Source organism: Achromobacter sp. 1011811831, from assembly GCF_059760905.1.
Genome location: NZ_JCBANG010000046.1, coordinates 1 through 24,515 on the forward strand (window position 1 = coordinate 1; position 24,515 = coordinate 24,515).

The 24,515-nt window shown below is 68.0% G+C and carries 30 protein-coding genes; 5 read left to right on the forward strand and 25 right to left on the reverse strand.

Annotated features, from left to right (window positions below; all coding sequences use genetic code 11):
- From AC6LJ9_RS17690 to AC6LJ9_RS17775, 18 genes are all read right to left on the reverse strand, one after another.
- Positions 1-858 (reverse strand): hypothetical protein (locus AC6LJ9_RS17690; RefSeq protein WP_498148586.1); only part of this gene is annotated, 858 nt, incomplete at its 3' end.
- Positions 859-887: 29 nt separating this feature from the next.
- The gene (locus AC6LJ9_RS17695; RefSeq protein ID WP_498148587.1) at positions 888-1,553 is read right to left on the reverse strand and encodes a DUF2612 domain-containing protein; all 666 of its coding nucleotides are present in this window, start codon (positions 1,551-1,553) and stop codon (positions 888-890) included.
- A 5-nt stretch (positions 1,554-1,558) separates the two neighbouring features.
- Positions 1,559-2,743, reverse strand: coding sequence for a baseplate J/gp47 family protein (locus tag AC6LJ9_RS17700; RefSeq protein WP_212319751.1), 1,185 nt, complete (start codon positions 2,741-2,743; stop codon positions 1,559-1,561).
- Entirely contained in the window at positions 2,740-3,093 is a 354-nt protein-coding gene (locus AC6LJ9_RS17705) for a contractile injection system sheath initiator (protein WP_498148588.1), read from the reverse strand. The genes AC6LJ9_RS17700 and AC6LJ9_RS17705 overlap by 4 nt, the downstream gene beginning before the upstream one ends.
- A gap of 8 nt (positions 3,094-3,101) precedes the next feature.
- A complete protein-coding gene (locus AC6LJ9_RS17710) occupies positions 3,102-3,845 on the reverse strand; it encodes a Gp138 family membrane-puncturing spike protein (RefSeq protein WP_498148589.1) in 744 nt (247 codons plus the stop codon).
- Positions 3,846-3,882: 37 nt separating this feature from the next.
- On the reverse strand, positions 3,883-4,929 hold the full coding sequence (locus AC6LJ9_RS17715) for a phage protein (RefSeq protein WP_498148590.1): 1,047 nt from the start codon (positions 4,927-4,929) through the stop codon (positions 3,883-3,885).
- Between the two features lies 1 nt (position 4,930).
- Entirely contained in the window at positions 4,931-5,230 is a 300-nt protein-coding gene (locus AC6LJ9_RS17720) for a phage baseplate plug family protein (RefSeq protein ID WP_212319757.1), read from the reverse strand.
- Positions 5,231-5,239: 9 nt separating this feature from the next.
- Entirely contained in the window at positions 5,240-5,839 is a 600-nt protein-coding gene (locus tag AC6LJ9_RS17725; RefSeq protein WP_498148591.1) for a phage baseplate protein, read from the reverse strand.
- Positions 5,836-7,644, reverse strand: coding sequence for a phage tail protein (locus tag AC6LJ9_RS17730; protein WP_498148592.1), 1,809 nt, complete (start codon positions 7,642-7,644; stop codon positions 5,836-5,838). Before AC6LJ9_RS17730 ends, AC6LJ9_RS17725 begins: the two co-directional genes overlap by 4 nt.
- Positions 7,637-7,825, reverse strand: coding sequence for a DUF6889 family protein (locus AC6LJ9_RS17735; RefSeq protein ID WP_103276384.1), 189 nt, complete (start codon positions 7,823-7,825; stop codon positions 7,637-7,639). Before AC6LJ9_RS17735 ends, AC6LJ9_RS17730 begins: the two co-directional genes overlap by 8 nt.
- Entirely contained in the window at positions 7,822-8,271 is a 450-nt protein-coding gene (locus tag AC6LJ9_RS17740) for a phage tail assembly chaperone (protein WP_212319761.1), read from the reverse strand. Before AC6LJ9_RS17740 ends, AC6LJ9_RS17735 begins: the two co-directional genes overlap by 4 nt.
- A 10-nt stretch (positions 8,272-8,281) precedes the next feature.
- A complete protein-coding gene (locus AC6LJ9_RS17745; RefSeq protein WP_212319763.1) occupies positions 8,282-8,722 on the reverse strand; it encodes a phage structural protein in 441 nt (146 codons plus the stop codon).
- 15 nt (positions 8,723-8,737) lie between these two features.
- The gene (locus tag AC6LJ9_RS17750; RefSeq protein WP_498148593.1) at positions 8,738-10,210 is read right to left on the reverse strand and encodes a DUF3383 domain-containing protein; all 1,473 of its coding nucleotides are present in this window, start codon (positions 10,208-10,210) and stop codon (positions 8,738-8,740) included.
- Positions 10,211-10,223: 13 nt separating this feature from the next.
- Positions 10,224-10,817 carry a phage neck terminator protein gene (locus AC6LJ9_RS17755; protein WP_498148594.1) on the reverse strand — a complete coding sequence of 198 codons (594 nt, stop codon included), beginning with the start codon at positions 10,815-10,817 and terminating at the stop codon, positions 10,224-10,226.
- Positions 10,818-11,539: 722 nt separating this feature from the next.
- Positions 11,540-11,797, reverse strand: coding sequence for a hypothetical protein (locus AC6LJ9_RS17760; RefSeq protein ID WP_103273521.1), 258 nt, complete (start codon positions 11,795-11,797; stop codon positions 11,540-11,542).
- Positions 11,794-12,210 carry a hypothetical protein gene (locus tag AC6LJ9_RS17765; protein ID WP_249205272.1) on the reverse strand — a complete coding sequence of 139 codons (417 nt, stop codon included), beginning with the start codon at positions 12,208-12,210 and terminating at the stop codon, positions 11,794-11,796. Before AC6LJ9_RS17765 ends, AC6LJ9_RS17760 begins: the two co-directional genes overlap by 4 nt.
- Positions 12,211-12,267: 57 nt before the next feature.
- Positions 12,268-13,026 (reverse strand): ATP-binding protein, encoded by a 759-nt coding sequence (locus AC6LJ9_RS17770; RefSeq protein WP_103273519.1) that lies wholly within the window; start codon positions 13,024-13,026, stop codon positions 12,268-12,270.
- Positions 13,013-13,957 (reverse strand): replication protein, encoded by a 945-nt coding sequence (locus tag AC6LJ9_RS17775; RefSeq protein WP_498148595.1) that lies wholly within the window; start codon positions 13,955-13,957, stop codon positions 13,013-13,015. The genes AC6LJ9_RS17770 and AC6LJ9_RS17775 overlap by 14 nt, the downstream gene beginning before the upstream one ends.
- A gap of 93 nt (positions 13,958-14,050) precedes the next feature.
- Between AC6LJ9_RS17775 and AC6LJ9_RS17780 the strand changes: the two genes are divergently transcribed.
- On the forward strand, positions 14,051-14,824 hold the full coding sequence (locus AC6LJ9_RS17780) for a S24 family peptidase (protein WP_498148596.1): 774 nt from the start codon (positions 14,051-14,053) through the stop codon (positions 14,822-14,824).
- Positions 14,825-14,828: 4 nt separating this feature from the next.
- Entirely contained in the window at positions 14,829-16,643 is a 1,815-nt protein-coding gene (locus AC6LJ9_RS17785; protein ID WP_498148597.1) for a DUF4153 domain-containing protein, read from the forward strand.
- A 91-nt stretch (positions 16,644-16,734) separates the two neighbouring features.
- Here AC6LJ9_RS17785 and AC6LJ9_RS17790 read toward each other — a convergent pair whose 3' ends face one another.
- The 4 genes from AC6LJ9_RS17790 to AC6LJ9_RS17805 form a co-directional block, all read right to left on the reverse strand.
- Positions 16,735-16,956 carry a hypothetical protein gene (locus AC6LJ9_RS17790; RefSeq protein WP_212319785.1) on the reverse strand — a complete coding sequence of 74 codons (222 nt, stop codon included), beginning with the start codon at positions 16,954-16,956 and terminating at the stop codon, positions 16,735-16,737.
- A gap of 101 nt (positions 16,957-17,057) precedes the next feature.
- Positions 17,058-18,149 (reverse strand): AI-2E family transporter, encoded by a 1,092-nt coding sequence (locus AC6LJ9_RS17795; protein ID WP_498148598.1) that lies wholly within the window; start codon positions 18,147-18,149, stop codon positions 17,058-17,060.
- Between the two features lie 98 nt (positions 18,150-18,247).
- The gene (locus tag AC6LJ9_RS17800) at positions 18,248-19,189 is read right to left on the reverse strand and encodes a DUF3053 family protein (protein WP_498148599.1); all 942 of its coding nucleotides are present in this window, start codon (positions 19,187-19,189) and stop codon (positions 18,248-18,250) included.
- Between the two features lie 184 nt (positions 19,190-19,373).
- Positions 19,374-19,883 (reverse strand): GNAT family N-acetyltransferase, encoded by a 510-nt coding sequence (locus AC6LJ9_RS17805; protein ID WP_498148600.1) that lies wholly within the window; start codon positions 19,881-19,883, stop codon positions 19,374-19,376.
- A gap of 130 nt (positions 19,884-20,013) precedes the next feature.
- Here AC6LJ9_RS17805 and AC6LJ9_RS17810 point away from each other — a divergent pair, with 130 nt between their 5' ends.
- Positions 20,014-20,370 (forward strand): hypothetical protein, encoded by a 357-nt coding sequence (locus AC6LJ9_RS17810; RefSeq protein ID WP_498148601.1) that lies wholly within the window; start codon positions 20,014-20,016, stop codon positions 20,368-20,370.
- A 91-nt stretch (positions 20,371-20,461) separates the two neighbouring features.
- On the opposite strand, the gene AC6LJ9_RS17815 is transcribed toward AC6LJ9_RS17810, so the two are convergent.
- Positions 20,462-20,845 (reverse strand): hypothetical protein, encoded by a 384-nt coding sequence (locus AC6LJ9_RS17815; RefSeq protein ID WP_498148602.1) that lies wholly within the window; start codon positions 20,843-20,845, stop codon positions 20,462-20,464.
- 494 nt (positions 20,846-21,339) lie between these two features.
- Here AC6LJ9_RS17815 and AC6LJ9_RS17820 point away from each other — a divergent pair, with 494 nt between their 5' ends.
- A complete protein-coding gene (locus tag AC6LJ9_RS17820; RefSeq protein ID WP_103273513.1) occupies positions 21,340-21,615 on the forward strand; it encodes a hypothetical protein in 276 nt (91 codons plus the stop codon).
- An 88-nt stretch (positions 21,616-21,703) separates the two neighbouring features.
- On the forward strand, positions 21,704-22,396 hold the full coding sequence (locus AC6LJ9_RS17825) for a cytochrome b/b6 domain-containing protein (RefSeq protein WP_498148603.1): 693 nt from the start codon (positions 21,704-21,706) through the stop codon (positions 22,394-22,396).
- Between the two features lie 141 nt (positions 22,397-22,537).
- Here AC6LJ9_RS17825 and AC6LJ9_RS17830 read toward each other — a convergent pair whose 3' ends face one another.
- Positions 22,538-22,996 carry a c-type cytochrome gene (locus tag AC6LJ9_RS17830; RefSeq protein WP_212321072.1) on the reverse strand — a complete coding sequence of 153 codons (459 nt, stop codon included), beginning with the start codon at positions 22,994-22,996 and terminating at the stop codon, positions 22,538-22,540.
- Positions 22,997-23,058: 62 nt separating this feature from the next.
- Complete coding sequence (purB, locus tag AC6LJ9_RS17835; RefSeq protein ID WP_212321070.1) at positions 23,059-24,435, reverse strand: adenylosuccinate lyase; 1,377 nt, start codon at positions 24,433-24,435, stop codon at positions 23,059-23,061.
- Positions 24,436-24,515: the final 80 nt, after the last annotated feature.

The following is a 24,515-nucleotide window of genomic DNA, read 5'->3' on the forward strand; positions in this document are numbered from 1 at the left end:
TCCTGCCGGGCTCGTATAAAACGCCCCGCCAGTGGTAGCGAATACAGACTGGATATTTGCGACGTTGCCGATGAGCCGTTGCAACGCATCCGTTTGATAACTTCCCAGCGCCCGCGCATTTGCAGTGTCAGCGTCAGTCCCCGTATACCGCCGGAACATATTCCGCAAATCCGGCACCCGGAACGTCGTCCCGCTGACATCCGCGAAGTAATGCGCCCCACGGTTCGCAGTCCAGACCGCATCGGACACCACCAGACTGTTCTCGCGCGCATACCCCCACAGGCGCGCATAGTCGGTCTTGCTCAACTCGCCGCCGACCGCGTCGACTTCGCTGGCCAGCGGGGTGACGGTGTGGCCGTCCACCGGACGGCCGCAGAGCGGCGAGCGGTAGCCGGTGTAGTACTGGGTGGATACCCAGGTCCAGACCTCGGAGCATTCGGCCACGATGATGGGGCCGATGTCCTGCGTCGGCAGCGCGCCGATCGAGCAGACGCGCGGGAAGTTGCCGGCCACGAAGGCGGTGGTGGCGAGCTTGCCGCTCTTGTCGCCGGCGACGGGCGTGGGCGCGGTGGGCGTGCCGGTGAAGGCCGGCGAGGCGGCCAGGGCGGCCACGAACTTGGCCTGCAGCGCGGCCAGGTCGCCGTTGTCCAGCACGTCCTGCCCGCTCTTGTCGGCGATGTACTGGCCGAGCATGGCGGCCACGAAGGACGCCTGGCGCCAGACGGTATTCAGCTCTTTGGACTTGGCGGTGCCGGCCGAGAAGCCGGCATTGCGGCTGGCCAGGGCCTGGTAGTCGGCGGGTGCGAGCACGTTGGCGCCGGCGGCGGTGCCGAAGGGAAGGATTTGATTGATAGCCACGGAGTGTTTTCCTTATTGAACCGGCGAATTCAACCGGTAAACAGCGATCCCCAGAGTCCGTTGTCGAACCCCGAGATGTATTGGTTCTGCACGTCAAAACCGAACAGCGGTCCCTCGCCCGAGGGGAGCACGTAGTACTTGATGCGCACGCCTTCGGGCTTGATCGGGATGTAGCCCCCGGTCAGCAGGGCCAGGAACAGCGCCGAAGGCGGCGCGCCGGCCACGCCGATGTCCACCGACATGTCGCCGTTGTCCTCGATCAGCACGTGGGTGCCGCCCTGGAAGATCTGGTTCAGGATGGCGGCCGAGGTTTCCAGCGTGCCGTCCCAGTGGTTGGCGCCGATCTTGGCCCGCAGCAGCAGCCGGTAGGTGTCGTCGTCCAGCACGGTCAGGCCGTTGTCCGGATCGAAGGGACCCTGCCAGACGCCCTGGTCCATGCCCAGCCCGTCGATGTCCAGCGCGAAGTACACGCCGGAGATCGGCGTGGCGACGCGGCGTCCCAGGCCGATCCAGCGGCCCACGGCGTCCAGCTGCGCGCCGACGGCCAGGTCCAGGTCGAAGGCGTCCGGCATGCCCGCGTACAAGTCGCGCACGGCAGCCGCCGCGCCGCAGACCGCCGCCACCGTGGCGCCGAACCTGGGCCGAGGACGGTGATAGGCCGACAGCAGCCCGAGATATTCGTCAGCATTGGCCATGTCGCTCACCCGCTCACCGTGATCTTGATCGCGTCGGGCGTGGCCGCCGCCGCCTCGTTGAAGGCCAGGGCCACGTCGGGCGCGCCGTTGCCGGACGACCGGCTCAGCGCCAGGCCGGTGATCTTGAAGGTGCCGCTGCCCGGCACGCCGTTGGCGGCCGAGATGGCGTCGGCCCATTCCACGGACGCGCTGGCGCCGCCGCCGATGGCCACGCCATTGATGTAGTCCGCCACCGCCCGCTGCACCGCCTGGCCGGTGGCCGTGGTGTAGCCGGCCAGCGCGCGCATCTGGATCTCGGCGGACACCGGCACGCGAACGGGCCGGAAGAAGCGGATCGGATGCGCGATGCCGTAAATGTCCGTGACCACCACGCTGGTCGAGCCATGCGTGCCGGTGCCGGGCGTCTTCTTGGCGGCGATGGCGCTGGCGATCCGCCCGGCGTCGCCGCCGTCCACCACCAGCGCGATGCTGTGCGGCGGCAGGCCGTTGGCGTCCGCGACGGCCTTGTCGTTCTCGTAGGCGACATGGCGCAGCACGCCCGGCACGGACGCCACCGCGCCGACGGTGCCTTCCAGCACGGTGCGCGACGGCAGCGCCACCGACACGGCCTGCCGGACCCGCAGCGCCGCGTCGCTTTCGACGGGCGCGCCGGGCGTGGCGGCGGCCGGGTTGGTCACGGACTGCCAGCCCAGCGTGGGCGTGCCGATGCGCGTGATGGCGCCCGGCGCGGCGGCCACGGCGCCGACCTTGCGGCACAGCGCGGTGACCGTGATCTCGCCGGCCGGCGGGATGGTGACGCTGGCGGGCAGCTCCCACTGCACGCGATCGCCGTCCAGCGCCACGCCGCCAGCGATGGTGGTGCCGCCCTGCCCCACGATGCGCAGGTCGACCGACGAGCGCGTGGCCACGCCGCGCGCCAGGCCGTTGATCTTGACGTTGCTGGACAGCGCGGCGCCCGAGGCCGTGGCCGGCGAGAAGGCGTTGTAGACCTGGACGGCCGCGGTGTTGGCGTCGTGGATCGCCATCGCGAACACGGCCAGCAGCTGGCCGTCCTGACTGTCGGCCTCCAGGTAGGTGTCCGCGCCGTAGATGTTGCGGTACTGGTCCTTGAAGTACTGCAGCACTTCGCCGTAGCTCGGTGCGCGTATGCCCGCGGCGTCGATCACCGGAGCGGTAGAAAGTATCGTCATAGAGCCGCCTGCACGATGGCCAAGCCATAAAGGGTTGTAAGGGTTGCCGTGACGCTCAGGCCGCGGCTTTGCGGATCGAGGCGGCTGGCGTAGTCGCTGATGCCGGTCACGCCGGGCGTGCCCAGCATGCGCTGGCGGATGGCCCAGTCGTAGCTGGCGCGGGGCTGCTTGCCCAGCACCTCGCCCTGCCAGGGCATGCCCTCGGTCGAGTCCAGGAACCACTCGCCGCGCAATAGCATCAGCCGCGTCTTGACGGCCTGCGCGACGGTGTCCGGAGAGTCCCGGAAAAAGTCGGCCTGCCGCGAGCCGAACGAGTAGTCCCCGTCGGCGTCGAGTTTTCGGTAACGCATAGGTGTCCTCAGTTGGGCGGCGTGGTGGCCGCGTTGGCGCCTTGCGCGGTATGGGTATGGGTGTCGTCGACCCGCTTGCCGTTGGCGACGATCTGGCCGATCACGTTGAGCGCGCCGGTGATGCGCGCGGCGCTGCCCTGGCCGCCGCTGCCCACCAGGCCAGCCACGTAGCTGAGCAGCCCCTTGACCAGCACCTGATCCGAGAACTCGGACATCGGCGCCACGACCTCGAAACCGCCCGGCGCCACGATCTTCACCTTCTGGCTGGCAGGATCCAGCCGAAGAAAGGTCGAGCCGTCGTCGCTGCGCAGCTCGGTGGCGCCCGTGTTGACCGAGGGCAGCACGCGCGGCTGCGAACGCACCCCCACGAAGACGAAGCCGTCGGACAGGTCGTGCATGCGCATTTCCGCCTGGTCCTGCACGCCGCCCGACTGCCACCACGCGTCGATGCAGCGCGAGGCGAACACCACCAGGCATTCGTCGCCAGGCTGGACCGGAAAGGTCAGCGTGCAATTGCCGCCCGACGGAAAGTAGACGGGGCAATCGAGCAACAGCGGCAGCGGCACGTGCTGCTGGCCGCCCGAGGGCGCCGTGACGCGCGCGCGGATCGCGGGCTGCGCCGAACACGTCATCGCCACCGGATCGAAGTCCACGATCACGGCCGGCATGGCGGTCCAGGTCTCGGCCAGCGCGCCGCGCATGCCGGCGCGCAAGCTGGCTTCCGGATCGTTCAAGCTTTCAAGTCGATTCATGAGTCATCCTGCCTGGGTCATCTGAAACGCGCGCCGCCTACTTGACGACGTTGGCCGCCTTGCCATCGCCGCCACCGGGGCCGGCCTGCCCGAGATCGCCCGGGTACAGCGTCGCGTCGGTGGCCACGCACAGCACATCCGTGTACCAATCTCCGCCACGCGTGTTGCCGCGATGCTCGACCACCATCACGTAGTAGTAGCCATCGCTGCTGATCTTGCGCTGCTCGCTGCGGTCGACCTCCGCCTCGGCCTTCTTGCCGCCGTCGCGCTTGGCGTTGGACTGGGCCTGGAAGCCGTATTCGGCGATGCGGCTGTTGTCCAGGTGGATCAGCCCGCCGACGCGGATGCTGGGATTGAGCAGCATGCGCAGCTTGATGCCGTTCTCGGCCTGCTCGGGCATGCCTACCAGTCCGGTCTCGTGCGAGATGACCGGCACCGAACCGGGCATGTAGGCGGTCTCGGGCACGACGTTGACCTTGCCGTCCTGGATGCTCCACAGCGCGTTGGCGCTGCCGCAGACATCATTCATGTAGCTGCGCGCCATGCCGGACATCACCGTGCCGCGGATCGAGGCCTTGCCGTCCAGCTCGGGCGCGTAGCCCTGCTTGACCCCATAGGGGTTCATGGCCGAGCACAGCAGCCGCAGCTTGTCGGCCTTGGTCGCGCCCTTGGGCAAGGTGGTGTTCACCACGGCGAAGTTGTAGGCCTGGTCGCCATCGGCGGCGGTCAGGTTCAGCACGGTGTCGACGCCGCCGGACTTGCCCCATTTGGCGCGCACCAGGTTGCCGTGGAAGATCACGCCGTAGTTGCCTTCGTAGCCGGCCTGCAGCACCACGCGGGTGAACTCCTTCTGCACCATGCTGGCGGTTTCGGCGCTGGCGTTCATCACCTTGATGGTCGCGGCGTTGGGCGAGCTGGCGTCGTTGCGCTTGATCTCGAAGCTGAAGCTCAGCTCGGACAGGTCCAGCGCCTCTTCGCCGCCCACGATCAGCGAGACCTTGCGGCCCCACTGGCGCACGCCCGCCTCGTCCGCCACCGGGTCGCCGTAGGTCGTGACGGGTTCCATCATCGGTATGTCGGCCATGTCAGTCCGCCGTCCAGTAAAGATGAGAGCCGCGTCCCAGGTCGTTGAAGGTGGGCGCGTCGTCGGGCGATTCCGCGCCCTTGACCCGCAGCCCGCCGGCGAAACCCAGATGACGATGCTGCGCCAGCAGGTCCAGCCCGGTCACCAGCGGCACGCCCGACACCAGCGGCTTGCCCAGGTCGTCGGCCACGTCGAGGATCCAGCCGTCGCGGTATTGCAGCGTCAGCCGGTAGTCGTCCCCGCCCAGCGAGATGGCGAACACCTGCGGGATCGGCGACAGGGGGATTTCGAAGTAGTTCATGGTCGTCTCCTAGGTCGAGGTCCGCGGGCCGTCGAATGGCGCGGCCACGGGCTTGGGCGACTTCGTGCCCAGGTTCTGCTTGTCGGCCGTCTTTTCCTTCTGCTGCTGGTGCGCATAGGGCGGCAGCGAGGTGACGCGGGTCTGCGCCACGATCACCTCGCGCAGCTTGACGGTCACGAACAGCGCGCCCGAGCTGGCCAGGTTGTGCTCGACGCCCAGGCTCTCGATGAGCATGTTCACGTAGCGCCGGCGGCTGGTGACCACCTCGATCGGCTCGCGCGCTTCCTGCAGGCTCAGCAGCTGCGAATAGATCGCGGTCGCGTAGTCGTCGGCGGCCGCCTTGCCGTTGGCCACGTCCATCGCCTTGGCGCCCAGCAGCGCCTCGTAGGAGGCGTTGCTCCAGCCGCACTTCAGCGTCACGGTCAGCGGCTGCTTGTAGGCGTGGTCGCTGATCATCGAGTTGCCATAGGGGCCGGACTCGACCGGATGGCTGGTGATGGACAGCGTGTCGTCGTAGGACTCGCTGGTGGTCGCCTGGATGAGGATGTCGCCGATGCGCTTGGACGACAGGCCGACCATGTCGGCCCCTTGGAAGTCGAGCTCGTTCACTCCATTGCTCCTCGCGTATTGCGGGCCAGGTCGCTGTTGACCCGGTTCTGCTCGTTGGCGACGGCGGTACCGACAGCCAGCGGATCGGATACACCATGCACGTTGATGGTGGTGTTGGCGTTCACGGTTGCCGAGGTGACGCCGGGTTGCGCTGGTGGCATTGCCGGCAGGCCCAACAGGCCGGCGCCGGAAAAGCCCGGCGCATAGCCTTGCCACGGTTCGATGCTGGTCGGGTTCAACATGCGGCTCAGTCGATCGGCCGTCGGCGAGGACGGATAGGGCGAGGCGCGCGCAGGTTCCGGCCCGTCCGGCTGGACGTAGTACTCGTAGTACTGCATCACGCTGCCCTCTAGCCTGTCGTGCTTGGGATCCGCCGAACCGTCCAGGGGCAGGCCATTGGCCCGCCGGTAATGGAGCTTCTTCAACTCCAGTTGATCGTCTCCCAACTCGCTTGGCATCAGCATCAGCGCCGCGCCGCCGCCGACACGGGCGCCAACCCGCGCGGCCTGGCCAGACAATTCCCCCAGCGATGCCGAAGCGCGTCCGAACCACGACGTGACCCTGGACCACAGCGACTCGGCGGTCTGCGCCACCGCCCTGCCGACGGCGCTCAGGCCATTGGCCACGAAGCTGCCCGCCTGCGTCGCGAACGCACCCAGCCGGGCCCAGGCATTGGCGGCCATCCGGCCGATGCCCGTCGCCATCGCCCTGCCCGACGACAGCAGGAAGTTACCCATGCGGGCGAATGCCGAACGCATGGCGGCTCCCGCCCGCTCCGCCATCGGACCCAAGGCATCTTTCAACCGGGTCCACTGTTTCCCCAGGAACTCGGTCAAACCCGTCGCCTTCGACAAGGAAGACAGCAGGCTGAACAGCCCTCTGATCACGCCGCCGCCACCGAGCAGCAACAGGCCGCTCAGCGCCAGCGTCAGCTGCGAGGAAAACCCGCCTGTCGCCTCGTCCAGCCACTGAAACATGGAGATCAGCGGTCCCAGCCCAGACAGGATGGAGATGAAGAAATTGCCGACTTCGCCCAGGCGCGTGCCCAGCAGCGTGCCGTTTTCCTTCAACCAGGTGGCGACGTTCTGCAGGAAGGGTTCGAGCTTGTCGGCCATGGTCAGGAAGGCCTGCGCGAAGACGCTATCCAGCTGACGCCCCACCTCGCGCACGGAAGTCATGACGCGATGAGCGCGTTCGCCGGCGGCGTCGACCCTGCTGCCTTCCAGGCCGGCATACGCGCTATCGGCCTGTGCCGGGAACGCGGGGTTGCGCAGCGCCTCGATCACGGAGGCGTCGAGGTTGAGCTGCTTGCCCAGTTCGCTCGCCTGCTTGCCGTCGAGCTTCTGCAGCACATTGCTCAGCGCTCGCGCCAGATCGGCGGTGCTGCGTTGATTGCCCTCGTCGTCATGCGTGCTGATGCCTTGCTTGCGCAGGGCCGCCGCAGCCTCGGGATCGTCGCGCACGGAGCGATAGAGCGCCTGCACGCCATTGCGCATGGCTTCGGCCGACAGGCCGAATTCCTGGCCGGCCGCCTCCAGCGCGCGCAGCTCCCGGCCCGACGTGCCCGCCAGCCGCGCCGCCATGAACGCGTTTTCAAAGCGCTCGATACGGCTCTCGGCGAAGCTGACCACGGTATGGGCCCGGTCCACGAACGTCTGCAGCGCCTGCATCAGCTTCTCGGACCGGGACGGCTTGCCCTTGTCGTTGAGCTGGCCCAGCTGCGACATCAGCTGATCCAACTGCCCCTTGTCTATCTTGAAGGTCGCGGTTCCGCCCGCATCCACGGGCACGGAAATACTAGTCATTTTTCTCTGCCATGTAGCGGCGGTGCGCTTCCGCCTTGTTGTCTGCCCGGACCGACAGGGCGTCGTTCAGGAGCGCGATGTCGGCCAGGTCCAGCGTGCCGTCCTTGAGGGACTCGTACTTGCAGAGTCCCTCGAGGACCGGCGCCAGCAGCCAGTCCTCGCCGCCAGGCAGGCGCTTCAGCCAGCCTGTGTCGCCTCGGGGCTGCCGGTCTGGCTGGTAAGCAGCCCTTGAATAAAAGGCCCGAGGTTCTCGGTGATCACGCGCAGCGCCAGCGGCAGCATGACGGCCAGGTCGATGTCCTGGAACATCGGCACGCGCTGGCTGGCCGACCAGACGTTGGCCCAGCCGTGTTCCTGCTTGCGCTGCACCGCCTGCATGCAGGTATCGAGCACGTACTCGGCGTCCTCGTCCTTCATCGCAGCCAGGCCGTCGGCCAGGGGTTGGAGCACATCGGCCATGCCGCCCGGATCCTCGCTGATCCGCTTGCCGCCCGCCGCGAGGCGGACGAACACGGGGATCAGCGTGGGAACGATCGGGGCGATGCGGCGCGACATGTGGAACTGCTGCTTGGCGCTCAGTTTTCCGATGGAATACCGGTGGCCGTTCAGGTCGATTTCCAATGCCATGGCGCCGTGCTCAGTAAATGCCGAGGATCGTGTCGATCTTGGCCGCGTCGAAGGTCCACTTCACCGTGTCGCCATCCTTCTTGTAGGACAGGTCCGGCTTCTTGCTGAACGCGCACGAGCGGCAGGTGGTCACGTCGCCCGTCGACGGGTTGGTGACCGTGATCAGGTTCTTGCCCCACAGGCGGCTGTCCAGCGACTGGGCGTCGTACAGGGCCTGCAGCTGCGCGTTGACCGGCGAGGTCTTCAGGTAGGTCAGCGTCACGGTGCCGCTCTTGTCGGCGCGCAGGGTGTGCATGACTTCGCCGTCGGCGCCCACGGTCATGGCGCTTTTCTCGGCCTTGGCCGCGATGGCGATGCCCTCGTCGGCCACGCCCGAGCCATACCCCAGCGAGATTGCGCCGCCGGGACCGACGAGGCTGGCGCTGATATCAGCGAACGAATAGGTAGACATCTGCTGTGCTCCTGTTTAGCGATTGACCGTGACGAGGACGTCGACGGTATGGATGGCGCCGGCTTCCTTGGCGGCGACCTGGAACGGAACGGCCTTGCGCGCCTCGCGGTCGGCTTGCGACTGCGTGGCGATGGCCGGGGCGTACACGTAGTAGCCCTTGGACAGCGGATCACCCTGCTTCAGCGCGCCGAAGCCCGCCGAGTTCCACACGCCCGGCGCCAGGTAGCCGTTGTTGACCGCGGCTTCGCAGGCAGCCTCGATCACCGAGGCGATCAGCTGGTTGCCGGCGTCGGTCTGGGGCACCTTGGTGGGGCTGGTGTAGAGCAGGTTGTAGACGTCGGTCTGGACGCGGTTGCGGAACCAGATCGCGTTGTAGACCGAGTCGATGAAGATGCCGCTGGGCGTCACGCCATACTGGATGATGGCCGTGTCGTTGTCGTAGTTGACGAACACGTTGCAGCGCTTGGCCGCCAGCGTGTCGGCCTGGCTGCTGCTCAGGGTCTCGGCGACGATGCCCGGCTCCTGCTTGTACATCAGCGTGATGGTGGTGTTGTTGGCGTTGAAGTTCACCGTCAGCATGCGGCCCAGCAGCGAGGCCACCGCATAGGGGCTGGCGCTGGAGAACTGCACGATCGAGTACTTGTACTTCAGCGCCTTCAGGCGGCTGGCGATGTCGTCGGCGTTGGTCGGGTCCAGCACCTGCGGCGCCTGGGTCGACACGCCGTACAGGTGGCGCTGATCGGCTTCGATCAGCTCGGCCACGGCCAGGTGCTGCGCGTCGGTCAGGCTGTCGGCGAAGGTCAGGCCCAGGAACTTGTTGGCGAAACGATCCAGGAACAGCGAGACGGCCGCCGCGGGCGTTTCGGCGACGATGCCGGCCACGGGCGCGGAGGCCTTGGCGGCGCTCAGGCCCAGCATGTCCGACACGTCGGTGCCGGAGGCGGGCGCCGAGGCGTAGCCCAGCGTCGAGCTGGCGCCGGACGTGGTGGACGTGACGACGAACTGCGAGCCGTTCCACTGCACCGTGGTGCCGGCCAGCGCGGCGCCGATGATGGACGCGACGCCGTTCAGGTTGGTCGCCGTGGAGAAGTCCAGGCCCGTGGCCGCCTTCTCGACGCCGTCGACGCTCAGCTTGAAGCCGCCGGTCTTGACCGCGGTCCAGACCGACATCTGCTTTTCAGCGGCCGACAGCACGGCGCCGCGCAGGGTGGCCGAGGTCGCGGCTTTGGCCCAGCGGCCGATGTAGAGCTGCGACGGCTGCGGCGTCTGCTGGAAGTACAGCAGCGCGGCGCGGTATTCCGGCGCCGTGATGCCGAAGTCCGCCGCGACGGCGTCGATGCCGCCATAGGAGCGCATGCGCTCGCCCGTGTCGATGACGGCGGACGAGCCCAGCAGCAGGGCGGTGTTGAGGTTGGCGCCCTGCGCCGCCAGCGGCGACATGTTGATCGTGACGTTGATCAGGCGCGATACCGGCAATCCATTAGCCATGGTGGTAGATCCCTTAATCTGCAAGGTGGTTGACGAAATCCGTCGACGACACTGACGCGGCATGCGTCGTGACTGGCGCCGACAGAAGATTCAGGACCGGATAGACGCGCTTCACTCTGCGCGCGAAGCGCAGGCTGATGTCGTACTGCCGAATCCACTGCTGATTCACTTGCTCGTGCCTGGCCTGGATGGGCCCCGCGCCGGTCACCGCCATGTCCTGCGCCTGCAGGGCTTCGCGGTTCTGCGGCACGGCCGAGCCGTCGCGCAGCTGCGCCGCGTGGCGCAGCGCGCGCGGGCCGATCATCGAGCACAGCACTTCGATGCTCTCGTGCCGAACAAGGGAATCAGTCCCCTCCCCGGCCGGATCGTGCGTCACGGCAGGAGCGGCGTCCGCGGCCTGGGACCGGATGTCCATGAGGCACCAGGTCTGGTCGGGCGCGGGCGGTTCCGCGCCGGCCGCCGGCCAGCGCGTACGAACCAGGTTGCTGGGCAGGCCGGACACGCCGGCGATATAGCCCTGGAACACGGCCTCCAGCTCGGCGTCTTCCAGGGGTGGAGACACCAGCAGAGGCGACAGGTAGCCGCCGGTGGCGGAGTTATTCGCCATGCTCGGCTCCCGTCTGGGGACCGCTGGTGGCGGCCAGGCCAAGGCGGCGATACGCCCGCGGCGCGGCCTGTGCATGCGGCTGCTGCGGCATGATTCACTCCTGTAGCGTGACGGGCGGGACGCGCCCGGAAAGATCGGGCCGGCCCGAAGGCCGGTGGCGGGAACCCAGTTGCCTGGAGGCGGAAGGCCGGCTTTGCTGCGCGAAGAGCGCGGTGCCGCGTTGCATGTGCGTGCGGCCTGTGTACGGCGGATTCCGGCTGTCGCCCACCGGGCTGCCGCCTCAAGCCGCCCGCTCGCGTGCCGGGGGGAGACGGGACCCGGGGCGAGCAGGAAATGGCGAGGCGGCAGGCCGCTGGACGGCGCCAAGCAAAACGCCCCGGCATTCCCTAGGCGGGAATATCCGGGGCGTAAAAAAACCCGCTTGCGCGGGTGGGTGTTCGGTTCGTCGGGCCGCTTGCGCAAGACGCAATGGCCCGGACGTATTGTCGCATCATTCGTCGCATCGGCAACGCCGTGTGTGTCGCACTCGATGCAGTGATGCCGGCGGCTCCCGCCATCGCGCCTGGCGCCGTTCGCGGCGATCAGATCGGAGCGGGAATCACGCCTGTTGAAGACAGCGCGTGCCGGACGCATCAAACAAAAAGCCCGCGTTGGCGGGCTTTGGTTTCAGGCTTGCGGGCCACTCGCGCAAGACGCAATGGCCCGGAGGAATTGTCGCATGATCAGTCGCAGGCGCAAGCTTGCTCGTGTCGCACCTCGCCCCAGGCATAGGTCAGTGAATTGCGCGCGTACTCGATACGCTGCACCTGGCCGCAATCCTGCAGCGCCTCGAGCACGCGCAGGATGGCCTGGCGCATAGCGTCGCGCTCGCGGCGCGCAAGTTCGCGGCCGCCGGAGGCGTCGCGCACCAGTTCGGCCATGCGCCACTCGCGGCCGGGAAAGGCCGACATCAGATCCAGGACTTCCTTCGCGTACTTCATTGGAAGGCCCTCCGCACCTGGTCCTTCATGTGACCGAGCGCGATCTTGTAGTAGACCGGGCTGATGTCCAGCCTGTCGCAGGCGCGCGTGATGCGCTCGCCCGCGGTCATGCCGGCGTATTCGTGGCGGCGCGGATACTCGGCCTGCAGCACGCGCTGCTCGACGTGCGCCAGCGCGTCGTACAGCTTCTGCACCTTGCGCGCGTGGTCCATGTGCACCGGGATCGGCGCCGGCTCGTCGTCCGGGCCGGCCGGCGCGCGGTAGGCCCGTTCGGCCGAGATGCACTTGACGTTGGGATCGGGCTGCGGCCAGTCGCCCAGCCAGCACCAGCGCGACCAGTTCCACAGCTCGTCTTCGACCCAACGGGGATAACCCATATTGCGTTCCTTTTCCATGTTGCGTTCCTTCTTCATCTTGTTGTCCTTGCCGGTTTCCTGCCTGCGCCCCTGCTTGCGCCCCGCGGGCCGCGCCTACGCGGCCTGCCTGCGGTAGCTGGGCCAGTCGAAGATCAGCATGCGTCCGCCGCCTTCGCGCAGCCGGTCGACCACGCGCTCGCCCAGGTAGTCGGTGAGCGCGTCCTTGGCCAGGTTGCTGATCACGATGGTGGGCTTGAGCTGCTCGTAGCGGCCGTTGATGATTTCGAACAGGATCATCTTCTCGGTCTCGCTGCCGAACTGGACGCCCACTTCGTCCAGGATCAGCAGGTCGGGCCGGATGAAGCCGGCCACCACCTGGGCCTCGGACTGGCCGCTGTCGCGGCGGTAGGTGTCCTTGACCCGGCGGATGGCGTTGATCACCGAGGTGAAGACCGCGATGCGGCCCTGCTCCATGAGGCGATGGGCAATGCCCACGGCCAGATGGGTCTTGCCCGCGCCGACGCCGCCGCAGAACACCAGGCTGGCGCCGGACTTCGCGGCCTCGGCGCCGAAGCCGTCGGCATAGCGGCGGGCCAGTTCCAGCGCGCGCCGCGGGCCCTCGGCATGCGGCGCGAAGTTGTCGAGCCGCTTGTCGGCGAAGCGCGCGGGAATGGCCGCGCGGCCGAGCAGGCTGTCGGCCACCTGGCGCCGGTGCGCCGACGTGGCGGCGGCGGCCTTGCCCGCGTCTTCGCGGGCGATGCGTTCGCCGTTGCAGCGCGGGCAGCCCGCCCAGCCCGCCGGCATCTTCAGGTCCAGGAAATCGCCGTGGCGCTCGCAGGTCCTGGGTTCGGTGGGAAAACTAAAACGAGCCATCGGCCGCCACCCCGGCGCGGTAGTCCTGCTGTTCGAAGCGTGCATGCGCGTTCACCCTCGTGGTTGAAGCCTGGGCCTGGCGGCGTTCGAGGGACCGGTTCAACCAGCCCACCACGAACGCGCCGATGCCGCGGCGTGTCTTGCGGTTCTGCGGTTTCGCGTCGAGCCAGGCGCGCATGCGCAGAAGCTCGGCGTCCACATCCAGTTCACGGTAGGCGGCTCTCCACTCGGCGGCCTGGGACTCGGTCACGGCGTACTCGGAGCCGTCTTTCAGCGCGAGCGCGATGACGGGAGGCGGAGCGGCCGGTCCGGCATGGGCAGGACCCGCCGCCGGAATGTTGTCTGGGTTGTCTGTTGGAAGGTTGTCTGTTGTTTGTCCGAATCCGGGACGATCGATCTGTCCGGCAACAGGACGGCCTGGCGCGGTCGATTCGGACAAGGGTCCGTCTTGCGGACCCGTGCCGGTCCCGGACATGCCCGCGCGCCTGGCCGGCTGGCGCCACTGCGCCGGATCCCGGTTCAGGCCGACCACGCAGCCGTAGCGGCCGGGCCGCTTGCGGATGACGTTCAGGGCCGCCAGTTCGTTCAGCGCCGTGGTGACGTGCTGGCGCGACATCGCGCCGCACAGCGAGGCCAGCTGGGATGCGGACAAGTCATCCTCCTGTTTGCCATAGCCTTCGGTCTTGCGCAGTACCGCCAGCAGCACGCGCAGGGTCGTCAGCTTGAAAGGGAACGCGGTGATCGCGTCGTACAGCGAGTTCGGGATGCGGATATGGCCGGCCCGTTGCGGCTGGGACGCGGCCGCCGGATGAGGGTTCAGGGGAATCACATACCTCCTTGGTAGCGAATCGGACGCGTGGACCCGCGCCTGGGTAGCGCCGCCCCGCGCGACGCTCGGCGCCGCTGACTGCGGTCGCCGCGAATAGCTCATTTGTAGAATCAATGGTAGCGACTCGCTACCGAAATTTCAATAGCGATTCGCTACTGTACTTTTGGGTAGCGTGTTGCTACCATCGCTACCACCATGGATATCCGCTCGATACGACTGAACAACCTCAAGTACGCGGTCCTGGAGGCCGGGGGCGTCGACCGCCTGGCCGAACGGGCCGGCGTCAGCCGCAAGTACCTGGACCAGATCCTCCAGGGCTTCCAGGGCAAGCGCGACAAGAACCCGCGCCGCGTCGGCGACGCCCTGGCCGGCAAGATCTCGCTGGGGCTGGGCCTGCACGACAGCTGGATGGACCAGCCCCACCCCGACCTCTGGCGCGCGCTGGGGGCCGACGAGCTGGCGGGCGAGCCCGCGGAAATCCCGGCCGGGCGGCTGCTGTCCTTCAGCCATGCACGGCTGGGCGGACTGATCCGTGACAACGTCCTGATTTCCCAATTCGATACCGGAGGCGCGATGGGCAATGGTCTGGAGCTGCGCGATCAGCCCGGCGTGATCCAGAGCTGGAACGTCAGCCCGGAATGGCTGCAAAAGAATGTCCGGGGCTTCTCGTCCCCGAAGAACCTGTGCATCGTCACGGGTTTCGGCGACTCGATGCGCCCCATGTTCAATCCCGGCGATCCCCTGATCGTGGACCGGGGCGTGCAGGCGGTCGAGTACGATGCGATCTATTTCTTCCGCGTGGGCAGCGAAGGCTTCATCAAGCGGCTGCAGCGCATCCCCACCGCCACCGGCCTGGTGGTCCGGGCCAAGTCCGAGAACACCAAGTACGACGCCTGGGACATCACCGAAGGCATGGATTTCGAGGTCTTCGGCCGCGTGCTGAAGGTCTGGCGCAGCGAGGATTTCTGACCCGATGACACAAACGACGAAGCGACTGGACGCGGCCGACCGGACCGTGCTGTTCTATGGCCTGCTGGCCGCGCTGCTGGGCCTGGGCCTGCATTTTGTCGCCATACACCGCTACCGGCCCTGGGATCAGCCCTTCACCATGGTGTTCCTGCTGCAACTCGCCTGGCTCGCGCCGCTGGCCGGCGCGTTGCTGTCCGGCATGCGCAGCGGCGCGCGCTGGCTGATCGCGCTTGCCGCCTATGTGCTGGTCCTGCCCCTGCTGGCCGCCTACGGACTCGGCTGGGACGCCAAAAGCATGCTGGCCGTGGTCTCGGACAGCCAGCGTCCCATGCTGATCACCTTCCTGATCGGCGCGGCCGGCTTCGTGCTGCTGCCGCTGGTCCAGGAACTCGATCCGCGCCAGCCTCAATGGAATTACCCCGCGGTGTTCCGCGCCGCGTGGCGCAACACCGTGCACCTGGCGCTGGCCATCTGCCTGTCGATCAGCGTGTTCGTGCTGCTGTGGATCGCCGGCCTGATGTTCCGCATGATCGGCATCGATGCCGTGATCGAGCTGATCAGCAAGGCGCGCTTCCATATCGCCGGCTGGCCCATCGTGCTGGCCGTCAGCCTGGTCGGCGTGCGCCGCCGCCCCCAGATCGCCGACACGCTGCGGCGTTCATGGCTGACGCTGAATGCGTGGCTCCTGCCGCTGGTGGCGCTGGTGGGGCTGGCGTTCACCATCGCGCTGGCGGCGCGCATGGCGCTCGGCTTCGAGGCCGTCAAGCTGTCGGCCGGCGCGCTTATCGCCTTCTGCGCGCTGTGGATCAAGCTGATCAACGCAGCCTGGCAGGACAGCCCCGGGGCCGCGCCGTTCGGCCAGGGCCTGTCCAGGACGCTGCGCCTGGCCATGCTCTGCCTGCTGCCGCTGGCGGCCGTGGCGCTGTACGGCCTGGGCCTGCGGGTCGGGCAGTACGGCTGGACCATTCCCCGCGTCTGGGCGCTGTATTGCGGCGGCCTGCTGGCGCTGTACGCGCTGGGCTACGCCTGGGCCGCGCTGCGGCCGGCGGGCTTCTACGGCACGCTGGCGACGACCAACCTTGTGGCCGCCTTCGCCACGCTGGTCCTGCTGGCGCTGGTGCAGACGCCCGCGGCCGACCCGCGCCGCATCGCCGCGCAAAGCCAGCTGCAGGGCCTGCTCGACGGCCGTCTGGAACCGCGCGAGTACCGCTACAGCAGCATGCGCAACGACCACGGCCACTGGGGGCGCGATGCCCTGCGCCAGCTGGCCGACGGCGCCGCCAGCAAGCGCGATCCGCGCATCGCGCAGGCGGCGGCAAGCGCGCTGACAGGCAAGTATTACTCCTGGGACGAACCCAAGGCCGACCTGATCGCCGCGTCGCCCACCTTTGACACCGTGCCCGCCGGACGGCAGGCGCCGGAGGGCTGGTGGAAGTTCCTCGTGCAGCAGAATCCCTACGTGGCGCAGACTTGCGCGACGGCGAGCACAACGCCGCCCGCGACCGCCAAGCAATACGAGCGAGACGCGCCGTGCCTGCTGCTCTTCGTGGACCTGTCCGGCAGCGGCCAGGAAGATCTGGTCCTGTTCCCGCGCGTCTACACGGCTGACAACAAGTACGCCACCCAAGGTTCACCGCATGCGTACCGCCGTAAGGCGGACGGTGGCTGGCTGCACCTGGGCAGGCTGGAAACGCCGCAGGGCGCAAAGCGGGCCAGCGGCACCGAAACGCAATGGGCGCTGGACGACGGCCAGATCCGCACCGAAGCCCCCAAGGAGCGCGACCTGATCCTGGGCGACTTCCGCCTGCAGTTGCACTAGACGGCGCAAGAGGGCGCCGCCTCGCCCCGGCCGCGATGGCTGGCCGGTGCAGGCATCGCAGGCGGCCGCCCTGCCCTGGTCCGAAATACGCCTACGCGTCTTCCAGATCCGGCGTGCCGGGGAACTGGCTGCTCAGCAGCGCCAGCGCGCCCTTCTCGGCCAGCGCGGCGTTCGGGTACACGTTCCTGGTGTCTTCCAGCGGTGGAAAGCCCAGCACCCGCACCCGGACGTGATAGCCCTCGGGGGTTTCGGCGAACTCGATGTCGAAATTACGCTCTTCGATCCAGCCGGACCGTTGCGGTTTCCATTCCATGGCGATGCGCTCCCTGTCGATGCAGCCGGCCATCGCGGCCACGGCCGGCCCCGTTCCGTGGCGAAGACGGAACAAGGCCAGCCCGGCCCGGCTCGAAGACGCTATTCCTGCTTGGTCGGCGCCTCTGCCGGCCGCGCCGCCGGCTCTTCCGGCGCGGGCGCAAACAGGTCCCAGCACGCCATGAACAAGGCGGCGATCAAGGGACCGATGACGAAACCGTTCAGGCCGAACAAGGCCATGCCGCCCAGCGTGGAGATCAGCACAGCGTAGTCCGGCATCTTGGTGTCCTTGCCGACCAGGATCGGGCGCAGGATGTTGTCCACCATGCCGATGACCAGCACGCCGAACAGGATCAGCACCACGCCCTTGACCGTCGCGCCGGTCAAAAGGAAATAGATCGCCACCGGCGCCCAGATCAGGCCCGCGCCCACCGCCGGCAGCAGCGACAGGAAGGCCATGATCACGCCCCACAGCATGGCGCCCTGGATACCCAGGATCGAGAACATGATCCCGCCCAGCGCGCCCTGCGACGCGGCCACGGCGATATTGCCCTTGACGGTCGCGCGCACCACGGTGGTGAACTTGAGCAGCAGGTGATGCTTGTGGGTTTCGCTCAGCGGAATGGCGCGGCTGATGCGCGCCGACAGCCGGGGCCCGTCGCGCAGCAGGAAGAACAGCAGGTACAGCATGATGCCGAAGCTGATCACGAACTGGAAGGTGTCCTGCCCGATGCTCAGCGCCTGCGTCGCCAGGAACTGGCTGACCTGCATCGCGCCGGCGCTGAGCTTTTCCTGCAGGCTGGGGATGTCGGCCAGATCGAAGCGCGCCAGGATGTCATGCACCGATGGCGGCAGCGCCTCCATGGCCTGCTGGAAATAGGCGCCGAAATTCAGCTGCCCGGACTTGATGTTCTGGTAGAGATTGGCGCCTTCGCGCACCAGCGAGCCGCTGATGAAGGCGACCGGCATGATCACCAGCAACAGGACCAGCAACAAGGTGATCAGCGCGGCCATGTTGCGCCGGCCGCCCAGGCGCGCGCTCAGCCGTCGCTGCAGCGGCGCGAAGATGATGGCGAGGATGGCGCCCCAGAACACCGCGCCGTAGAACGGCCACAACAGCCAGGCGAACGCGAGGGTGACGCCGGCCAGCAGAAGCAGGAAGACGCGGTAGTGCAGGCTGGAGGATTGGCTCATGGTCGATCCTGGATGCGGCTGGCGCCGCGAGAAAGGCATTGTACAAAGCCGGTGTCGCAGCGCCCGCCGGCGGTCCGGTCAGGTTGGGCACGGTAGCGCTAGCGCCGAACCGCCGCAGGCGCTGCCGCCGATCCCGCCGCTGCGGCTGCCGGCGCCGGCACAGCCCTGGCTTCGGAGGCCGGCACGGGCCCGGCCACGGGAGCCGGCACAGCCCCGGACGCGGGCACAGCACCAGCCGAAGGCGCCGACGCGGACCCGGCCGCAGGCGCCGACACCGCACCCGTCGCAGGCGTCGACGCCGCCCCGGCCGAGGGCGTCGCCGCCGGATCCGTCAGGCTCGGCCCCGCCGCCCGGCGGATCTGTTCCCGAGCCCGCTCCAGATCGTCCGATTGCGCGTTCAGGCCTTGCAGGCGCAGGTTGAGCGCCTGTTGCAGCGAGGGCGTGGCCACGCGCGCCTGGCCGTCGGCCAGCTCGATGCCAGCGGCGTTCGCCGCCACGAAATCGGCGATGGCCAGCGCATCGCGCGCCACGGCATCCAGCGTGGCGGCCGCGGCCAGCAGCTCGTTGGCGGGGGCGGTCAGGGATTCGTCGTACACGCCGTCATAGGCCGGCGCCAGATCGGGCGGCAGCTCCAGCCCGGAACGGACCTTGTCCGCCCGCGCGCGCGCCTCGCGCACGGCCGCGACATTGGCCTGCAGCGTCTTGCGGGCCAGCGTCAGCGCATCGCGGCGCGCGACGATATCGCCGACCGAGTGCAGCGTCTCGGTGGCCAACACCTCGCGCAAGGGCTGCGCAGCCTTGCGCAACTCGGCCTGGTAGTCCGACATGATGCCGTAGGCTTGCGTGTAATCGCCCAGCGCCTGCCGCTCTTCCTTGCTCAGGGGCGGCAGGGCGACCGGTCCGCCTGCGGCGGCTTCGCTCCGGCTCTGCAGCAACGCGATGAATGCGGCGCGCGCCTCGGGCTCGCGATTGCCGCAGGCGCCCAGCAGCAGCGCCGACGCCGCGACCAGGCCTATCAGGCATACACGCAGCCAAGCCATGCCTACCCTCCTATTCCGCATGCCGAACCAGGCAATCCGCGCCGCCAGCGGCCGCGCATGGCCTCATGCCTTGCCACGCGGCCTGCGGCGCTACATGACACCAATTATCCCGAAGCCCCGACCGGCCGCCGCCGACAGGCGGAATTTGTTGCCATCGAAGCGATATGACACAGGCCCGCGCCGCTCATGGCCGCAGGTCATGCGCCATCGCCACCCGCCTCGCGGGATCGAAGCCCGCCGCGGCCTCTTCATCCAGCCGGGAACGCAGGGCCGGTCCCTGGCGCCCGCGTTCAAGCTCGAAGAAACCCCGGCGTCGATAGTAAGGCCCGTTCCAGGACAGCTCGCGGTCGGTGGTCAGCAACACGGAGGCGTAGCCGCCATCCCGGGCGTGTGCGATCACCGCCGCCAGCAGCGCCGAGCCCAGCCCGCGCCCCTGCTGCGGCAAGGCCACGGACATCTCGAGCAGGAACAGCGACCCATCCATGGGTTCGGCCAGCGCGAACCCGCCCGGCTGGCCGTCGGCCTCGGCCACCCATAGCAGCCCGGCGGCCTGCGCCTGGCGTAGGACATCCGCGGGCAAGGTATCGCCCTCGACGGCCCAGCGCATGGGCGTGCCGGCGAAACGCGCGGCGGCCGAGCGCTCGATGGCGGCAAGGCCGGGAATATCGGCAAGAAGAGCGGGTCGGACGGTCATGGCGCACAGAGTATGCCGCAAAGCACTGCGTCATGCCGGCGCGGACGGCGCGGTCCGACCGGCGGCAGCCGCGCATCCCCTACAATCAGCGGCTTCCGGCCCCGGCGGCCACATCGACCCGCATTCACCCATGAGCTCGAACACTTCCTCCGACTGGGGCTTCGCCCAGCCCGATTGCCGCGGCGCGGCCGCCCTGCTGTTCTTCATGAACGACCTGGCCCGAGTGGTCAACCAGTACCTGGGCGACGGCCGGCTGTCACAGGAAGCACTGACGGACGCACAGAAGGCGGTGGACGCGTTGCTGGCGCGCTACATCGAGATCAAGGCCGCGCCCGAGGCCTTCGACGGCGAAGCGATCGGGCTGGCCCTGGAAACCCAGCCGCTGCCCGACGGCTCGACCGCCGCGCACGTGGCGCTGCGCATGTCGCCGCGCCTGGAAGGCCTGATCATCGAGGCGCAGCGTCAGGCGAGCCCGACGACGCATTGAGCGGGCGGGTCCGGTCCTTTCACCGCGGCTCGCTCCAAACCCTTGATTTTTATCGAAAGCTGGGATATGATCGTTTGTTGCCTACGTTCTTCTAAATAAAAAAGGCAACCGACGAGCAACCGGCAAGACCGGATTCAGGGCACTGAATCCAAAGCAAACGGCCAGAGTACGAAGCTCGCAGCGCAAAACCTGCGGCGCGCCCTGCCCGCTGACGGCAAGTAGCAAGCACATGGCTTGACGCATACGACAGCGGAAGGCCAACCCGGATCCGGAACACGATCGACAGCCCATCCAATGGCGACGGCTGCATCCGTTCCAGGCAGACGAGCGAAGACCCGGATCTCCATGCTGCGGAAAGCCCGCGACATGCCGGAAAGAAGAACAAGCACGACGGGCCGGGATCTTCCGGACCAGAAAAGAACGGACCAAGACCGGTTCCTTTCGGCCCGACCGCCGCCTTGAGCGGCACATTCATGCGCTTGCCGGCCCGGCCCTTGCCCAGCCTTGCGCAAGCCACATGGCGCCACGGCGCTCGACGACCGGCCCCCTGTTGCCGGCCCGACAGCAGCAACGCGGCGCATTCCGCGCCCCGCCGGAGAACCGCCAGTCCGGTTTTCCACCCTCGGGGATTCTGGGAGTCAATCCCGGACCAACCGGGACGGCCCGAGCCGCCCCGCAACGCCCATGCCGCGTACGCGCCCGCCGGCCCATTGCCGGATGCCGCGTCCCGCCCCAGGGCGCGCACCGCCGGAGACTGCGCCGGCGCGCGCAAACCGCCTTGCCCCTGCGCGCCATGATCCGGCGCAATACAGGCGTCATGGCAATGCCTTAGTGTCTTTCCTGGGATCCGACGCGAAACGTCGCGATCGGGCCAGCGGCGCCGCGGCGCGGAATATTGAATCCGCAAGGCGCCATGGCCAGGCCGGACACCGCTTTTTCCATAACAAGAACTTCAAAGAGAACACCAATATGAATACTCGCTTCACCACCTCGGACCTGATCCGACGCCCGGCCCACACGCAGCTGGACGACATGCCGATCCACATCGGCGACATCGTGTACCTGCAACCGGCCAACGGCCCGGCGATCCGCGCCGCGGTCATCTTCAACGCGCCCATCGACGGCATGACGACCTACACGACGGAAGTCCTGCCGGCCGGCGCGGCGCAGAAGACGCCCGCCCAGCGCATCCGCTTCCGCCACGAACACGTGCATCGCATCGAGTCCGTCCGCCGCGCGGCCTGAGCCCGCGCAAACACCGCCGCCCGCCCGGGCGGCGGCCTGATTTCCGCGTGATACAGTCGCAGCAGCATTTTTCCTCGCGGATCCAACCATGCAGAACAACCGCCAAGCCGTCCTGATCTGGGACCTTCCCACCCGTCTGTTCCACTGGGCGCTGGTCGTCTGTATCGTGGGCGCGTTCGTCACCGTCAAGCTTGGCGGTCTCTACATGGACTGGCACATACGCTTCGGCTGCGCGACGCTGGGGCTGATCCTGTTCCGGCTTATCTGGGGCTTCATCGGCCCGCGCTATGCGCGTTTCAGCCAGTTCCTGCGCGGCCCCGCCGCCGTCGCCCGCTACCTGAAAGGGGCCGCGGCGCCCGCCGGGCACAACCCGCTGGGGGCGCTGTCGGTGCTGGCGCTGCTGCTGGTGCTGGGCTTCCAGGCGGTCAGCGGCCTGTTCACCACCGACGACATCATGGTGCAAGGGCCGCTGTACGGCCACGTCGCCGAAGCCACCGCCAGCGCGCTGACGTCCTGGCACAAGCTCAACGAGTGGGTCATCATCGGGCTGGTCGCGCTGCACCTGCTGGCCGTGGCCTGGTACGCGCTGGTGCGCCGCAAGCGCCTGGTGCGCGCCATCATCACCGGCAAGGCCTATGCCAAGGACGTGCCGCCCGGCACGCCGCCGGCCGACAACGGCGCGGCCGTCTGGCTGCGCGCGCTGCTGCTGGCGGCCATGGTGACAGGCTTGGTGCTCTGGATCCGCTCGCTGGAGATCGTCGCCGACATGTCGTTCTCCTGAGCCGCTCAGGCGCCACGGCGAAAACAAAGCCGCCCGGATGTCCGGGCGGCTTTTTCTTTGCACGTGGCGCGCAATAAAAACGCCCCCGAGGCACGTAGCCCGGGGGCGTTGCATCGACACGGGCGCTGCGCCCGCGGCGACTTACTTCTTCTTGCGGTATGAGTCGTGGCAAGCCTTGCAGCTCGCGCCCACGTCGCCGAAGGCGGCGCGCAGCTTGTCCAGGTCGCCGGCGTCGGCGGCGGCCGAGAGCTTGACGATGTTGTCCTGGAAGGCCTGCTGCTTCTGCTTGAAGCCGGCGGCATCGCTCCAGATCTCGGGACGGGCGTCACCGCCTTCCGTGCCCGCGCCGAAGGCCGTCCACGGCAGCGCCGACAGGGTCTTCAGGACTTCGACGTTGGCCTTGATCTGCGCGGCATCGTAAGGCGCCTGGCCCTTGATCACCGGCGTCATGCGGCCGAAGTGCGAGGCCATCAGCGTCAGCGCCGACTGGCGGTACTTGACCGCGTCCTCGGGCTTGGCGAACTGCGCCTGGGCGGACGTCGCCAGCAGCGGGCCCACGGTCATACAGGCCAGCGCGGCGAGCATGGACAACTTCTTCATAACAACCTCCCGTGAATGAAACAAGAATGCCGCGCGCCCCGCGCGCGGCGGACGGACTCGGATCAGACCGAGCGCGCCAGCTGCGCCGCCAGACCGATATAGGATCGCGGCGTCATGGCCAGCAGTCGGACCTTGGGTTCTTCGGGTAGTTCCAGGCCCTGGATGAATTCACGCAGGGCCTGCTCGGTGATGCCCTTGCCGCGCGTCAGCGCCTTGAGCTGCTCGTAGGGCTGGGGCAGGCCATAGCGGCGCATCACGGTCTGCACCGGCTCGGCCAGGACTTCCCAGCAGGCGTCGATGTCGGCGTCGATGGCGGCAACGTTCACTTCCAGCTTGCCCAGGCCGCGCATGCAGGCGTCCCAGGCTACCAGGCAGTAACCCAGGCCCACGCCCAGGTTGCGCAGCACGGTGGAGTCGGTCAGGTCGCGCTGCCAGCGCGAGATCGGCAGCTTGTCGGCCAGGTGGCGCAGCACGGCGTTGGCCAGGCCCAGGTTGCCTTCGGAGTTCTCGAAGTCGATCGGGTTGACCTTGTGCGGCATGGTCGACGAGCCGACCTCGCCTTCCTTCAGGCGCTGCTTGAAGTAGCCCAGGGCCACGTAGCCCCAGATGTCGCGGTCCAGGTCCAGCACGATGATGTTGGCGCGGACCACGGCGTCGAACAGCGCCGACATCCAGTCGTGCGGCTCGATCTGGATGGTGTGGCGGTTCTGGGTCAGGCCCAGGCCGGCCAGCACCTTCTGGCTGAACGCGGGCCAGTCGATCTCGGGATAGGCCGACAGGTGGGCGTTGTAGTTGCCGGTGGCGCCGTTGAGCTTGGCGAGCGGCTCGACGGCCTCGACGGCGGCGATGGCGCGGTTCAGGCGCGCGGCCACGTTGGCGAATTCCTTGCCCAGCGTGGTCGGGCTGGCCGGCTGGCCGTGCGTGCGCGACAGCATGGGCTGGTCGGCCTGGGCCACGGCCATCTCGTTGAGCTTGGCGGCGATCTCGCGCAGGCGCGGCAGCACCACCTGGTCGCGCGCGCGGGTCAGCATCAGCGCGTGCGAGGTGTTGTTGATGTCTTCCGAGGTGCAGGCGAAGTGGATGAATTCGGCGGCGCGGGCCAGTTCGGCGTCGTCGGCGACCTTTTCCTTCATCCAGTATTCGACGGCCTTGACGTCGTGGTTGGTGACGCGCTCGATGTCCTTGATGCGGGCGGCGTCAGCCTCGGAGAAGCCTTCCACCAGCTGGCGCAGACGCTGGCGAGCGGCCTCGGAGAAAGCGGGCAGCTCGGGCAGGCCGGCATCGGACAGGGCCACCAGCCAGGCGGCCTCGACCTCGACGCGGTGGGCCATGAAGCCGGCTTCGGACAGCAGGCCGCGCAGCGCGTCGCCCCGGGATGCGTAGCGGCCATCCAATGGCGAAAGGGCGTTGAGTTGGCTAAGCTGGTCGGCGATCTGCATGGTCTGTGAGGGAAAAAGCGACAGAGGGGAAAACCCGGCGATTTTATCATCCGGGACGCGCCCACATTGTGGCAAACTGG

Coding starts and splice junctions, on each gene's coding strand:
- AC6LJ9_RS17695 (WP_498148587.1), bottom strand. CDS start 1,553: ATGGCCAATGCTGACGAATATCTCGGGCTGCTGTCGGCCTATCACCGT.
- AC6LJ9_RS17700 (WP_212319751.1), bottom strand. CDS start 2,743: ATGACGATACTTTCTACCGCTCCGGTGATCGACGCCGCGGGCATACGC.
- AC6LJ9_RS17705 (WP_498148588.1), bottom strand. CDS start 3,093: ATGCGTTACCGAAAACTCGACGCCGACGGGGACTACTCGTTCGGCTCG.
- AC6LJ9_RS17710 (WP_498148589.1), bottom strand. CDS start 3,845: ATGAATCGACTTGAAAGCTTGAACGATCCGGAAGCCAGCTTGCGCGCC.
- AC6LJ9_RS17715 (WP_498148590.1), bottom strand. CDS start 4,929: ATGGCCGACATACCGATGATGGAACCCGTCACGACCTACGGCGACCCG.
- AC6LJ9_RS17720 (WP_212319757.1), bottom strand. CDS start 5,230: ATGAACTACTTCGAAATCCCCCTGTCGCCGATCCCGCAGGTGTTCGCC.
- AC6LJ9_RS17730 (WP_498148592.1), bottom strand. CDS start 7,644: ATGACTAGTATTTCCGTGCCCGTGGATGCGGGCGGAACCGCGACCTTC.
- AC6LJ9_RS17740 (WP_212319761.1), bottom strand. CDS start 8,271: ATGGCATTGGAAATCGACCTGAACGGCCACCGGTATTCCATCGGAAAA.
- AC6LJ9_RS17745 (WP_212319763.1), bottom strand. CDS start 8,722: ATGTCTACCTATTCGTTCGCTGATATCAGCGCCAGCCTCGTCGGTCCC.
- AC6LJ9_RS17750 (WP_498148593.1), bottom strand. CDS start 10,210: ATGGCTAATGGATTGCCGGTATCGCGCCTGATCAACGTCACGATCAAC.
- AC6LJ9_RS17755 (WP_498148594.1), bottom strand. CDS start 10,817: ATGGCGAATAACTCCGCCACCGGCGGCTACCTGTCGCCTCTGCTGGTG.
- AC6LJ9_RS17760 (WP_103273521.1), bottom strand. CDS start 11,797: ATGAAGTACGCGAAGGAAGTCCTGGATCTGATGTCGGCCTTTCCCGGC.
- AC6LJ9_RS17765 (WP_249205272.1), bottom strand. CDS start 12,210: ATGAAGAAGGAACGCAACATGGAAAAGGAACGCAATATGGGTTATCCC.
- AC6LJ9_RS17770 (WP_103273519.1), bottom strand. CDS start 13,026: ATGGCTCGTTTTAGTTTTCCCACCGAACCCAGGACCTGCGAGCGCCAC.
- AC6LJ9_RS17775 (WP_498148595.1), bottom strand. CDS start 13,957: ATGAGCTATTCGCGGCGACCGCAGTCAGCGGCGCCGAGCGTCGCGCGG.
- AC6LJ9_RS17780 (WP_498148596.1), top strand. CDS start 14,051: ATGGATATCCGCTCGATACGACTGAACAACCTCAAGTACGCGGTCCTG.
- AC6LJ9_RS17785 (WP_498148597.1), top strand. CDS start 14,829: ATGACACAAACGACGAAGCGACTGGACGCGGCCGACCGGACCGTGCTG.
- AC6LJ9_RS17790 (WP_212319785.1), bottom strand. CDS start 16,956: ATGGAATGGAAACCGCAACGGTCCGGCTGGATCGAAGAGCGTAATTTC.
- AC6LJ9_RS17795 (WP_498148598.1), bottom strand. CDS start 18,149: ATGAGCCAATCCTCCAGCCTGCACTACCGCGTCTTCCTGCTTCTGCTG.
- AC6LJ9_RS17800 (WP_498148599.1), bottom strand. CDS start 19,189: ATGGCTTGGCTGCGTGTATGCCTGATAGGCCTGGTCGCGGCGTCGGCG.
- AC6LJ9_RS17805 (WP_498148600.1), bottom strand. CDS start 19,883: ATGACCGTCCGACCCGCTCTTCTTGCCGATATTCCCGGCCTTGCCGCC.
- AC6LJ9_RS17810 (WP_498148601.1), top strand. CDS start 20,014: ATGAGCTCGAACACTTCCTCCGACTGGGGCTTCGCCCAGCCCGATTGC.
- AC6LJ9_RS17815 (WP_498148602.1), bottom strand. CDS start 20,845: ATGAATGTGCCGCTCAAGGCGGCGGTCGGGCCGAAAGGAACCGGTCTT.
- AC6LJ9_RS17820 (WP_103273513.1), top strand. CDS start 21,340: ATGAATACTCGCTTCACCACCTCGGACCTGATCCGACGCCCGGCCCAC.
- AC6LJ9_RS17825 (WP_498148603.1), top strand. CDS start 21,704: ATGCAGAACAACCGCCAAGCCGTCCTGATCTGGGACCTTCCCACCCGT.
- AC6LJ9_RS17830 (WP_212321072.1), bottom strand. CDS start 22,996: ATGAAGAAGTTGTCCATGCTCGCCGCGCTGGCCTGTATGACCGTGGGC.
- purB (WP_212321070.1), bottom strand. CDS start 24,435: ATGCAGATCGCCGACCAGCTTAGCCAACTCAACGCCCTTTCGCCATTG.